Genomic DNA, 12,806 nt, shown 5'->3' on the forward strand with positions numbered 1-12,806 from the left:
GGCTGATTTTTACCGCCGCCGCACGGCACGGTGGCAACCAAGGCATACACAAGAGGACACAGATAATGACAAGAGTTGAGACGAAGATCGTGAGGAAACCGATCAAGATGACCGCGCTGGCGCTGGCCGCGGCGCAGGTCGCGCTGCTGTGCGGCTCCGCCGCGCACGCGCAGACGGAGGCGCCGGCGTCGGAACAGAGTGCCAAGGACGGCGCAACCAACACCGTCGTGGTGACCGGCCAGCGCAAGCAGCTGGAGACCGCGGCGGCGATCAAGCGGAATGCCGACCAGATCGTTGATTCGGTCGTGGCCGACGAGGCCGGCAAGCTGCCGGACAAGTCGATCACCGAAGTGCTGCAGCGGGTGGTGGGGGTCACGATGGACCGCAACCGCTCGCGCCAGGGCGCCAATCTGGCCGCGAACGGCCTGGAATTCAACGTCGAAGGCTCGGGCATCCAGGTGCGCGGCCTGTCCTGGGGATCGTCCACGCTGAACGGGCGTGAATCCTTCTCGGCCGGCTGGCCTGGACGTGAATTGAGCTGGGGCGACGTGCCGCCGGAACTGATGGCGGGCGTGGACGTGTACAAGAACCCCTCGGCCGAACTGATCGAAGGCGGCATCAGCGGCCAGGTCGACCTGCGCACGCGGCTGCCGTTCGACGCCAAGGGCCAATATGGCGCGCTGACCGCCTCGGGCAATTATGCCGAGCTGGGCAAGACCAAATCGCCAGGCTTCTCCGGCTTGTATTCGAACCGGTGGAAGACCTCCATGGGCGAATTTGGCGCGCTGGTGGATTTGTCGCTTAACAAAACCAGGAACCGCTTCGATACGCTCAACCAATCCGTCTATTATCCGAGGAGCGGTCTCATTCCAGGCCAGACGGCGTGGGTGCCGGTCGGCGCTGACTGGGGCACCACCACCGGACAAAACCAGCGTACGGGCATCTATGGGGCGTTGCAGTGGAAAAACAGCAGCATGGAGTCATCGCTGACATACTTCGATTCCGCTTTCCACGAAACGACGTATAACAGCGAGATCGGCATTTCCGCCAGCTCCAACTACGGCGATCCCGAAGATCCCTACAAGGTCGTGTACACGGACGCCAAGTTCGACAGCAACGGCGTCTTCCAATCGGGCGTACTGAGCCATCCGCTCGGCGGCAGGGGCGCGAACCAGTTCGCGGACGGCGGCATCGGCACGAACGTCACGCAGAATTACCGCGATGTGCATGGACGCACGCGCGAACTGGCCTGGAACTTCAAGTGGCGGGTCAATGAAAGCTGGACGTTCCAGAACGATCTGCAATGGGTTCACGCCACCAATTCCGGCGACTACGGCATGATCAACCTCGGCACCTTCGCGCCGAGCATCGGCATCAATGAATCCGGCTCGCGGCCCTCGTACTTTTTCGATGACAAGACGCGCGCTTTCCTGGCCGATGCGGGCAACTACTACTGGGGTATTTCGCAGCCTGAAGTCAACAAGGCCAAGGCGGATCTGTATGCGTGGAAGGTGGACGGCAAATACAGCTTCGATCATCCGGTGCTGCGCGATTTCCGCTTTGGCTTACGCGTGACGGAACGTTCTTCGCGTAAGGACAAGAATGCCGGGACGGGTTGGAAATCCTACGCCGAAGACTGGGCCGTGCTGCCCACCAAGGTGGCGGGGCAGTTGCCGAACGTCTCCGATTTGAGCTGGCAGCGCAGTAACTTCGGCTATATGAGCGACCCGAAGTATGCGGCCCTGGGCACCGTCGTCCCCTACACGTTCCCCGACTTCTTCAATGGCAGGATGTCTGCGCCGCCAACGGTCATCGTACCTGCCATGGCGATGGTCATGGATAAACCGGCCGCGTACCGGAACTTGTTGACCGCGCTGAAATATAACTGCATGGACGACAATGCGATCAAGGGCGGCAGTACTGATTGTTCGACGGCCGGCAGTGACTGGAAACCGGATGGCTACAGCAACGATCCGCAATACGTCAGCAAGCACAACGAAGGCACCCAGGCCGTGCACGGCACCCTGCGCTTCGCCTTCGACGACTGGAAATATCCGGTGGAGGGCAATGTGGGCGCCCGCGTGGTCCGGACCAGCACGACGGCCCACGGCTACACGGTGTTCAAGCCACAATATAGCCAGACCACCAATCCGAACGTTCCCCGGTTTGGCGAGGTCGACGAGCCGCTCGATCTCAAGGCCAGTCACGTCGACGTGATCCCCAGCCTGAACCTGAAGGCGAACCTGACGGACAAGCTGCAGGCGCGGTTGGCGCTGTCCCGCGGCATTTCCCGTCCCGGCTTCGATCAGATGCAGGAATACATCACCCTGTCGCAGAACGTGATCAACGACCCCAACGACAGCAAGAAGATCAGCACGATCACCTACACCGGCAAGAATGACGGTAACGTGAATTTGCAGCCGCTCAAGTCGAACAACTTCGACGTGTCGCTGGAATGGTATCCGAATCCGGGGCAGTCGCTGACCGCCGCGGTGTTCTACAAACAGGTCAAGGACATCATCCTGTCCGAAACCTATACGAGGACCTATAAGGATCTCGCCGGCGAGGATATGGACTTCACGATCACCGGGCCGGCCAATGCGGCCAAGGCCAGGGTGCGCGGCGTCGAGCTGGCCGGTATGACCTACCTCGATCACCTGCCTGGCCTGAGCGACAAACTGCCCGACTGGGCGAAGGGTTTCGGCGTGTCGTCGAACTTCACCTACATCGACGGCAAGCAGCAACTGTATCACCCGTTCAAGTCGGATTATTGCCCGTCCGGCGCCCTGACGGGTAGCGCCATGCTGTTTGGTTGCGACACCAACGGCATGCCATTCAAGGATATGCCGCTGCCGTACATGTCGAAGCGCGCATTCAACCTGGCGTTCATGTACGACCACGGTCCGGTGTCGGCGCGCCTGGCTTATAGCTGGCGTGACCGCACGCTGCTGGCGACGGGTGTCTACGGCGCCAGCGGCAGCAATGGCACCAGCGCCGATCCGGCGCGCGCGGATGCCAACGGCAACGAGCCGACGGACGTGGGCTGGGGCCTGCCGGTCTGGCAAGAGCCTGTGGGCCAATGGGATGCGGGTATCACCTACCGCTTCAGCGACCACTTCTCGGGCAGCTTCAATGCCAGCAATCTGACGCGTACCGTGACGAAGCAGACGAACGAGCAGCTCCCCGGCAATATGGGTCGTTCCTGGTTCGATCCGGGCCGCAGCTTCCGGGTACAGGCGGCATACGTGTTCTGACCTGAGGCGACGCGCCGGCGTGAGTCGGCGCCGTGCGTGATGTCGCAGCAAGGGCGGCCCCGGTATCCGGGGTCGTTTTTTTTGGAGAGGGTTTGCAATGAAATCGGTACTCATCACGGCCGCCGCATTGCAGGCCGAGGCGGAAGCCAATTTCAACGCAGCGGCACTCAAACTGTCCGGCAAGAACTGAGCGGACAACATCGCCAGGACGACGAATCCAACACTCTCGACGATCTGTTGGACTGGAACCAACATACAGCAGTGTAAACGCCGGACTACCGGTTACGCCGCGACTGGCATGCTCCATGCATATCCACAAGTGGGCGCGTGAAATGCGCTCCATCCCATTTCCGACCACTTGAGGAGAACTATCATGAAGACCTTGACTATCGAAGACCTGCCCTTCAACGACGCGGCAAAAGCCGCCGAAGGGGTGCGCTCACTGTCGCCCGAAGAAATGAAGCGGGTATGCGGCGGCCGGGCGATCAGCGTGCTGGTTGACGGCAGGTCCGGCGGCGTCGTGGACGATTTCTCGCTGAATATGGAAATATTCAAAGGGAACATCGGCGGGCCCATGGTGCTGTGAACCTGGCACCCCGATGTGGGCGCGCAGCTTGCAGGCCAGTGGTACGGCCGGCAAGCTGGCGGGGTTTGATAAGGTGTGCACCGATAAAAAGTCGGCCACCGCTTTCCTAATAAATCAAAGGCTTACACCAAGTGTAACGGCCTAGTTTTGAAGAAAGTTTGCCACAGAATCCGGCTGTCACAACCGAAGACAACTTCTCGCAATAAGAAAGTTCGCTACAGGAGACAGGACAGCTGCAAGCACATACTGAACCGCCCCGGCTTTCGTGGAGGCCAGTTAGTGTGAGTCAGGCCGACGCTTATCCGAAGCGCCGAATCAGCGCCGTACGGACTCGCCGTCGCTGATTTGATGCTGAACAGGTTGCTGATGTCTTCTTGGCTCGCCTCGGGCACGCCAGCGCCCAGCTTGGCCAAGCGAGCGTCGAGTTTAGGTGCAGTCAGGCTTGGCCGGGACGGTGCCGTGGCGCCGATCACCTCGGCTGTGTACTCATCTAGCACTTCGATCTCGCCAAAGTCAGTTGGCTCGTCATCCGCGTTCGTCGCGATATCTTTGTTGGCAGTGCGTGCAGCACTCGATCCACTCGATGACGAAGTCACGCAGGATTTCCATGTGCACGCCGCAGATAGGTTGCAGACCGGAGCTTGATGTCGTGTCCATTCATGTTGGTCCTCGCATAAGGTCACTAATGACTTGCCTCAACATTCGAATAGCAACAGTTCATTAAGGAAACTAAGTAACCGTTGATTTTATGTATTTTAAATATGCCGATACCGAGGAAAATTTACATCACAAAATTTTGCTTACGGCAAGCCATTTAACTGGGTGGGTGACAGGAAATATTTACAGAACAATGATAGGCAGAGCACAGGTACGTTTCTTTGATCACTCTTGGAGGGTATGATGAAACTTCCGATACTGCCGTACATTCCACTTCTTCTTGTTGGTGCTATGTTGACTGCTTGTTTTGAGACGGCGCCAAAGGTCCCACAATCTGGCTCACAGACTTCCACCGACGCAAACCGTGACTCTTCGAAGATCGATAGAAGCCAAGTATGCCGCGTCAGTTATATTAACCCAGCCGGCGACTTCAAAACGGACGCTATAGACGTTCCTTTTGGGTCTTCACCAAACGCGGCGCATTTTAGGATCGGACACGTTGAGTACACACATGACGACGCCCAAAAACTAGCCCCAGCTGCGCAGGAGGCTGAGCAAATCCGACTAATGTACTGTTTGACAACCGATCCGAATGTTATCGCGCGAATTCCGCCAGATGCGTTGCCGGCACTGCTGATGGAAGGCATGCATGCCATGGAAAACTTACATGGGTTTACCTATAGGATCCTCAACGCAACATCCGTTAAGGAAGGGCAACAAGCCGCAGATGACTTGACGAAAGCTAGTCAAGCGGCGACAGCCGATATGGCGAACAAAGTTAAGCAATATGCTCCAGATGTGCCCATCCCCAAAGCGGCGGCCCCTGGCACACCGAACACTGCCCCTGCAATGCCCCCGGTACCGCCAGCGCCTAGCACAGCAGCAATTACACCTGCCAATCTACAACAGTTGTTTGCCGAGGTTAGCGCCTTAAATAAAAAGTTGAGCGAACCGAGTGCTCGAGCCGAAATTAAGGTGCTCGGATTTGCGAGCAAAGGCGTGAGTATCGAAGCAGCTGAAAGACATCAGCTTTACAATGAGTTTGAGCAAGCACTTAACAGGATTCCTCCAAATCAGCACCCTGTCATTCTTGTCGTTGGGTACGCGCAAAAATCTGGGCCTTACCTCAAAAACATTGATCTTAGTCTGCGTCGCGCTCAGGCAGTGATGAGCTTTCTTCTAGAGCAAAAGTTCTCACGTTCCTACGAGGGGCATGTTATGAGCGGCGGAGTCGACGACACCGCATACGCCGATCGGGTGGATATTTTCCTCACGGGCGCTTAAAGGTCTCCACAGCACTGACCGGGGCTGGCAGTTGTTTTATCGTGCGCCACATCGTGGCGCACGTGGACTATTACAAGGTAAAAGGACTACTCAAAATTAAGTCAAACTTTATTGTTTGTGCCCAACTTATTGTTGGCCTACATTCCAACGTCAACATTGATCCGTCGAAATTTGACGAACTTGGCCCATATTTGACAAACATAATTTGACCTTGTCAATAAGGAAGTCTCAGCCCATCAGGCTTATTCGACCGTCACCGACTTCGCCAGATTACGCGGCTTGTCGACGTCGGTCCCACGCGCCAGCGCCGTGTGATACGCCAGCAGCTGCAGCGCCGCCACGTGCAGGATCGGCGACAGCAGGCCGTAGTGTTCCGGCAGACGGATCACGTGCAGGCCTTCACCCGACGTGATCTGGGTGTCGACGTCGGCGAAAACGTACAGCTGGCCGCCGCGGGCGCGCACTTCCTGCATGTTCGACTTCAGTTTTTCCAGCAGGGCGTCATTCGGGGCGATCGTCACCACCGGCATTTCTTCCGTCACCAGTGCCAGCGGGCCGTGCTTCAGCTCGCCGGCCGGGTAGGCTTCGGCGTGGATGTACGAGATTTCCTTCAGCTTCAGCGCGCCTTCCAGGGCGATCGGGTAGTGGAGGCCGCGGCCCAGGAACAGGGCGTTTTCCTTGCGCGCGAATTCGTCGGCCCAGGCGATCACCTGCGGCTCCAGCGCCAGCACGGACGACAGCGCGACCGGCAGGTGGCGCATCTGCTTCAGGTAGTTCGCTTCCTGCTCGTCGCTCAGGCGGCCGTTGACCTGGGCCAGCGTCAGCGTCAGCAGGAACAGCGCGGCCAGCTGGGTGGTGAAGGCCTTGGTCGACGCGACGCCCACTTCGACGCCGGCGCGGGTGATGTAGGCCAGCTTGCATTCGCGCACCATGGCGCTGGTGGAGACGTTGCAGATCGTCAGCGTATTCGTCATGCCGAGGCTGCGCGCGTGTTTCAACGCGGCCAGCGTGTCGGCCGTCTCGCCCGACTGCGAGATCGTCACGACGAGGGTGCTCGGGTGCGGGACGCTGTCGCGGTAGCGGTATTCGCTGGCGATCTCGACGTTCACCGGCAGCTTGGCCACCGACTCGATCCAGTATTTCGCCGTCAGGCCCGCATAGTAGCTGGTGCCGCAAGCCAGGATCAGCACGCGGTCGATTTCCTTGAACACGCGGAAAGCCTGGTCGCCGAACAGTTCCGGCATGATGCCCGTCACGCCTTCCAGCGTGTCGCCGACGACGCGCGGCTGTTCGAAGATTTCTTTCTGCATGTAGTGGCGGTACGGGCCGAGCTCGGCGGCGCCCGTGTGCGCGTGCACGGTCTTGACCTCGCGCTCGGCCGGACGGCCCTCGACGTCGACGATCCAGTAGCGGGCCAGTTGCAGGTCGACCACATCGCCTTCTTCCAGGTAGATGATCTGGTCGGTGGTGCCGGCCAGCGCCATCGCGTCGGAGGCGACAAAGTTTTCTCCTTTGCCCAGGCCGACGATCAGCGGCGAGCCCTGGCGCGCGGCCACGACGCGGTGCGGTTCTTCGCGGCAGAACACGGCGATCGCATACGCGCCGTGCAGGCGTTTGACCGCCTGCTGCACGGTGTCGAACAGGTCGCCGTTGTACATGTGGTCGACCAGGTGAGCGATGACCTCGGTGTCGGTCTGGCTCTGGAATACATAGCCCAGGCCGGTCAGTTCGGCGCGCAGTTCATCGTGGTTTTCGATGATGCCGTTGTGGACGAGGGCGATGCGCGCGTCGTCGCTGTTCGGCGAGAAGTGCGGGTGGGCGTTCCTGGTGGCCGGCGCGCCGTGCGTCGCCCAGCGGGTGTGCGCGATGCCCGTAAAACCTTGCAGATGGGTTTCCTGGATCTGGGATTCCAGATCGGCCACGCGCGACGTGCTGCGCGAACGCGCCAGGCGGCCATCCACGTGCAGCGCCACGCCGCAGGAATCGTAGCCGCGGTATTCAAGGCGCTTCAGGCCTTCGATGAGCACAGGGGTGATGTTGCGCTGGGCGACTGCTCCGACGATGCCACACATGGATAAAACCTCCGAAATTGGTTGATGCACGCACTGTAGAGCAGAGACGACGAAATAAGCTTTCTAAGTACAGCACATTTTGATAGATTATTTCACGACTCTTTCAACATGAAATATCCTTTCACTTTTCAGTAAAAATTTTACGTATATGTCGCCCGACGGCCCAATACTTGACGATCTGGATCGTCGCATCTTGAATATCCTGCAGATTGACGCTTCTCAGACCAATGCGGAATTGGCGGAATTGGTACACGTCTCGCCGCCGACTTGCCTGCGCCGTGTCAAACAGCTCAGGGAAAACGGTGTTATCGAGCGGCAAGTCGCGATCGTCGCGCCGGACAAGGTGGGCGCGCGCCTGTCCGCCATCGTCGAGATCACGCTGGATGTGCAGGCCGCGGACCGCATGGAGGAATTCGAGCGCGTGGTGGCGGACGAAGCGGCCGTGCTGCAGTGCTACCGCGTGTCGCCCGGGCCGGATTTCGTGCTCGTCGTGCAGGTGGCCGACATGCCCGCCTATCACGCCCTGGCGCACCGCCTGTTCACCACGCACAGCAATGTGCGCAACGTAAAAGCATATTTTTCTACGTTCCGCAGCAAGTTCGAAACACGCATCGCGATCTGACGACCTGTGGATAACTCTGTGCACTTACACCCGCTGCATTGCCGCGCGTGTGCCCCCATCTCCCGCCACATGCGCATTTCACCGCGTTTCTGAAACGATCAGGCCCGCCGGGAGAACGCGGCGGGCCTGTGGATGACTCTGTGGACTATATTGTGGACGGCCGGTTGACATCCCTGTGCACAGGCAGTGGACCAGGCTGTGAATTTATTCTGGATTACCTGTGCGTATGCGGTGGACAGCTTACTTCTTGACCTTGACCGGGCGCGTCCAGTTCTCGATCGTCAGCTGTTTCGGACGCGAAATCGTCAGCTTGCCGGCCGGCGCATTCCTGGTCAGCGTGGTGCCGGCGCCGATCGTTGCGCCCTTGCCGACCGTGACGGGGGCCACGAGCTGGCTGTCGCTGCCGATGAAGGCCTCGTCCTCGATAATCGTGCGGAATTTATTGGCACCATCGTAATTGCACGTGATCGTGCCGGCACCGATGTTGACGCGCGAACCGACGTCGGCATCGCCCACATAGGCCAGGTGGTTCGCCTTGCTGTGGGCGGCGACCTTGCTGTTCTTGATCTCGACGAAATTGCCGACGTGGACGTCCTCGCCCAATTCGGTCCCCGGGCGCAGGCGCGCGTACGGGCCGATGACGGATTTCGCGCCGACGGCAGCACCTTCCAGGTGGCAGAACGGCTTGATTTGCGCGCCTGCCGCGACGGTCGCGTTCACCAGCACGCAGTTGGCGCCGATGGTGACGCCGTCGCCGAGTTCCACGCGGCCTTCGAACACGCAGCCGACGTCGATGGTGACGTCGCGTCCGCACACGAGCTCGCCGCGCACGTCGATGCGCGCCGGGTCCATCAAGGTCACGCCCTTCTCGAGCAGGGCGATGGCGATGTTCAGCTGGTGACGACGCTCGAGCTCGGCCAGCTGCACCTTGCTGTTCACGCCCGCCACTTCCCATTCGGCCGACGGTTGCGCGGACACGACCGGCACCCCGGCCGCCACGGACTGGGCGACGATGTCGGTCAGGTAATATTCGCCCTGGGCATTATTGTTTTTCAGCGCGCCGAGCCAGCCGGTCAAAAAGCGGGTCGGGATGACCATGATGCCGCTGTTGATTTCCTTGATGGCGCGCTCGGCTTCATTAGCATCCTTTTCTTCGACGATGCGCACGATGTTGCCGTTCTCGCGGACAATACGGCCCAGGCCGAACGGATTGTCCTGTTCGACGGTGAGGATCGCCAGCTTGTCGTCGCCGGCGGCCTCGACCAGGCGGCGCAGCGAGGCCGAGGTCGTCAGCGGCACGTCGCCATACAGGACGAGCGTCGGCGCATTCTCGTCGATTTGCGGTAGGGCTTGCATGACGGCATGACCGGTCCCCAGCTGCGGTTCCTGCAGGGCAGTGTCAATGGCGACGCCGCCTTCCGCCGACCAGGCTTGAACCGCACTCGGCACCGCTGCGCCGCCGTGCCCGTAAATCACGCATAATTTACTCGGGTGCAGGCTGCGCGCCGTATTGATAACATGCTGCAACAGCGGCTTGCCGGCCAATGGATGCAAGACTTTCGGCAGTGCGGATTGCATGCGCTTTCCCATGCCGGCGGCGAGGATGACTACGTTCATAAGCCGTTCTCAAACAAGTTAAAAAAGATGAAAAAGTTTAACACGCCCCCTGCCGCATTCTTGCGGGTACGTATGTTGTTCCTGATCGCCTTCGTGGCGGTGCTGAGCGCATGCAGCGCGATCCGCTTCACCTACAACCATGGCGACACGCTGCTGTACTGGTGGTTGAACGCTTATCTCGATCTCGACAGCGACCAGTCCGACTGGGTCAAGAAAGACATCGACAACCTGTTCCAGTGGCACCGCACGACGCAGCTGCGCGATTACGCCGGCCTGCTGAGCAAAATGCAGCGCCAGCTCGGCGACGGCAACGTGACGCAGGACGAACTGCTCGGCGACTACCGCGACATCAAGGCGAGAACGGAATTGCTGGCCTTTAAAGCGCTGCCGCAGCTGGCCGACCTGGCGATGTCGATCAAGCCGGACCAGATCGCCCAAATGGAAAAGAAATTCACCAAGAATAACGAGGACTTCCGCAAGAAATTCATGAGCGGCAGCGTCGAGGACCAGCATAAGGCCCGTTATAAGAAGGCGATCGAACAGCTCGAACTGTGGTTCGGCAGCTTCAGCCGCGACCAGGAGGCGGCACTCCGTAAAGCGTCCGACGCGCGCCCGCTCGACAACGAGATCTGGCTGCAGGAGCGCGTGACGCGGCAGAAAAAAATCATCGCGCTGCTGCAGCGCATCCACCAGGATAAGCTGAACAAGGAACAGACGATGTCGGCGGTCCACGACCTGCTGCGCGACCTCTTCGACCGCATGGACGCGCCGGACCGCAAGGCATTCTTCGATGCCTATGTCGACAGCACGTCGAAATTCATCCTGACGGCGATCCGCATCACGACGCCGGAACAGAAAGCCCATGCGCAGAAACGCATGCAGGGGTGGATCAACGATTTCAACGCGCTGGCGACTGGAAAGTGATGGGTAGCCAAGCACGGCGTCCCCGCCGGACGCCGTGCTATATTCCCGCCCATGCAAAAAAAGAAGTCCGCCCCCACCTACGCGCGCCGTCCCGGCCCGCCGCAACAGGTCCGCATCATCGGCGGCGCCTGGAAACGCACCCCGCTTCCCGTCCTCGACGCCTTCGGCCTGCGGCCCACGCCCGACCGCGTCCGCGAAACCGTCTTCAACTGGATCAACCACCAGACGACGGGCGACTGGGACCGCGCCGACTGCCTCGATCTGTTCGCCGGCAGCGGCGCCCTCGGCTTCGAGGCTGCCAGCCGCGGCGCGCGGTCGGTCACGATGATCGACACCGTCGGCGCCGTCGTGCGCCAGCTCGAACTGATCAAGGACAAGCTCAAGGCCGACAACGTGCGCGTCCTGCGCGCCGACGCCCTGGCCGTGGCGCGCGACTTCATCCAGCGCGGCCAGCGCTTCGACCTGATCTTCCTCGACCCGCCGTACCAGCAGGATTTCCTCGCCCAGGCCCTGCCGTTGTGTGCGCAACTGCTGAACGAAGGCGGCCTCGTGTATGCGGAATCGGGCGAGCGCCTGCCGTTCCCGGAGACGATCGATGCAACCGGCGACGTGCCGGAATGGCTGCAACCGTGGCAGCTGGTGCGTGCCGACAAGGCCGGCATGGTGCATTACCACCTGCTAAAGTTGCGTTAAAACACCGATTTTCACCCTAAAACTGCTTAAAGAATAAGCAAATGGCGCCCCACACCGGGGCGGCTGCCGAAATTTCAGGCATAATGCGCGTCTATTCAGGTGCATTCTCCAGGGAGCCGCAATGGTTGTAGCCGTTTATCCAGGAACTTTCGATCCGCTGACCCGCGGTCACGAAGATTTGGTGCGTCGCGCATCGGGTCTGTTCGACACCCTGGTGGTCGGGGTCGCCGACAGCAAGAACAAGCGCCCCTTTTTCTCGCTTGCCGAGCGCCTGGAAATCGCCAATGAAGTGCTGGGCCATTATCCGAACGTGAAGGTGGAAAGCTTTTCCGGCCTGTTGAAGGATTTCGTCCGCCAGCACGACGCGCGCGTGATCGTGCGCGGCCTGCGCGCCGTGTCCGACTTCGAATACGAGTTCCAGATGGCAGGCATGAACCGCTATCTGCTGCCGGACGTCGAAACGCTGTTCCTGACCCCGTCCGACCAGTACCAGTTCATCTCGGGCACCATCGTGCGCGAGATCGCGATGCTGGGCGGCGACGTGTCGAAATTCGTGTTCCCCTCGGTCGACCGCTGGCTGCAAAAGAAAATCGCCGAGCTGGCGGCCGCCCCGCAATCCTGAGACTGGTTTGTCATGGCATTACTGATTACCGACGACTGCATCAATTGCGACGTGTGCGAGCCCGAGTGCCCGAACGACGCGATCTCGATGGGCGCGGAGTTCTACCAGATCGATCCGCACAAATGCACGGAATGCGTCGGTCATTTCGCTGAGCCCCAGTGCCAGCAAGTGTGCCCGGTCGCGTGCATCCCGTTCAATCCGGAATGGCGCGAAACGCGCGAACAACTGCAGGCGAAATACGATCGCCTGACCGCAGACAAGGCCAACGCGGCCTGAATCTCCGAAGCCGGCCTCGCGCCGGCTTTTCTTTTGGCGCAAGCGGTCCCGAGCGGCCGTCGATCGGCCAGCCTTGTTCCAAAACACAACACTCCAGCGCCCTGCTTTGGTGCGCAGCAAATCCCCGTCGTCATTCACGCGCCGTGACACCCGGGTCCGGGATTGTGCTGTCGCAGCATCGAAATAGTTTTGAGTCTCT

General features: G+C 60.0%; 10 protein-coding genes. 8 read left to right on the forward strand and 2 right to left on the reverse strand.

Annotation, left to right across the window (positions count from 1 at the left end):
• Nucleotides 1-65 precede the first annotated feature (65 nt).
• The 3 genes from ASC93_RS03895 (at nucleotide 66) to ASC93_RS29425 (ending at nucleotide 5,781) form a co-directional block, all read left to right on the forward strand.
• The gene (locus tag ASC93_RS03895; RefSeq protein WP_082547751.1) at nucleotides 66-3,254 is read left to right on the forward strand and encodes a TonB-dependent receptor; all 3,189 of its coding nucleotides are present in this window, start codon (nucleotides 66-68) and stop codon (nucleotides 3,252-3,254) included.
• A 373-nt stretch (nucleotides 3,255-3,627) separates the two neighbouring features.
• Nucleotides 3,628-3,840 carry a hypothetical protein gene (locus ASC93_RS03900; RefSeq protein ID WP_056437379.1) on the forward strand — a complete coding sequence of 71 codons (213 nt, stop codon included), beginning with the start codon at nucleotides 3,628-3,630 and terminating at the stop codon, nucleotides 3,838-3,840.
• Nucleotides 3,841-4,737: 897 nt separating this feature from the next.
• Nucleotides 4,738-5,781: an OmpA family protein gene (locus ASC93_RS29425; protein ID WP_157201738.1), complete on the forward strand. Its 1,044-nt coding sequence runs from the start codon at nucleotides 4,738-4,740 to the stop codon at nucleotides 5,779-5,781.
• Nucleotides 5,782-6,023: 242 nt separating this feature from the next.
• Here ASC93_RS29425 and glmS read toward each other — a convergent pair whose 3' ends face one another.
• Nucleotides 6,024-7,853, reverse strand: coding sequence for a glutamine--fructose-6-phosphate transaminase (isomerizing) (glmS, locus tag ASC93_RS03905; RefSeq protein WP_056437382.1), 1,830 nt, complete (start codon nucleotides 7,851-7,853; stop codon nucleotides 6,024-6,026).
• 148 nt (nucleotides 7,854-8,001) lie between these two features.
• Here glmS and ASC93_RS03910 point away from each other — a divergent pair, with 148 nt between their 5' ends.
• Nucleotides 8,002-8,475, forward strand: coding sequence for an Lrp/AsnC family transcriptional regulator (locus ASC93_RS03910; RefSeq protein WP_056437384.1), 474 nt, complete (start codon nucleotides 8,002-8,004; stop codon nucleotides 8,473-8,475).
• Between the two features lie 240 nt (nucleotides 8,476-8,715).
• On the opposite strand, the gene glmU is transcribed toward ASC93_RS03910, so the two are convergent.
• A complete protein-coding gene (glmU, locus tag ASC93_RS03915; RefSeq protein WP_056437388.1) occupies nucleotides 8,716-10,092 on the reverse strand; it encodes a bifunctional UDP-N-acetylglucosamine diphosphorylase/glucosamine-1-phosphate N-acetyltransferase GlmU in 1,377 nt (458 codons plus the stop codon).
• A 27-nt stretch (nucleotides 10,093-10,119) separates the two neighbouring features.
• Between glmU and ASC93_RS03920 the strand changes: the two genes are divergently transcribed.
• The 4 genes from ASC93_RS03920 (at nucleotide 10,120) to ASC93_RS03935 (ending at nucleotide 12,607) form a co-directional block, all read left to right on the forward strand.
• Nucleotides 10,120-11,016 (forward strand): DUF6279 family lipoprotein, encoded by an 897-nt coding sequence (locus tag ASC93_RS03920; protein WP_056437391.1) that lies wholly within the window; start codon nucleotides 10,120-10,122, stop codon nucleotides 11,014-11,016.
• Between the two features lie 51 nt (nucleotides 11,017-11,067).
• Complete coding sequence (gene rsmD / locus ASC93_RS03925) at nucleotides 11,068-11,709, forward strand: 16S rRNA (guanine(966)-N(2))-methyltransferase RsmD (protein ID WP_056437394.1); 642 nt, start codon at nucleotides 11,068-11,070, stop codon at nucleotides 11,707-11,709.
• A 121-nt stretch (nucleotides 11,710-11,830) separates the two neighbouring features.
• Nucleotides 11,831-12,331 (forward strand): pantetheine-phosphate adenylyltransferase, encoded by a 501-nt coding sequence (gene coaD / locus ASC93_RS03930; protein ID WP_056437397.1) that lies wholly within the window; start codon nucleotides 11,831-11,833, stop codon nucleotides 12,329-12,331.
• Nucleotides 12,332-12,343: 12 nt separating this feature from the next.
• Nucleotides 12,344-12,607, forward strand: a complete 264-nt coding sequence (locus tag ASC93_RS03935) for a YfhL family 4Fe-4S dicluster ferredoxin (RefSeq protein WP_056437400.1) — start codon at nucleotides 12,344-12,346, stop codon at nucleotides 12,605-12,607.
• Nucleotides 12,608-12,806: the final 199 nt, after the last annotated feature.

The organism is Massilia sp. Root335 (assembly GCF_001425685.1).
GTDB lineage: Bacteria > Pseudomonadota > Gammaproteobacteria > Burkholderiales > Burkholderiaceae_D > Telluria > Telluria luteola.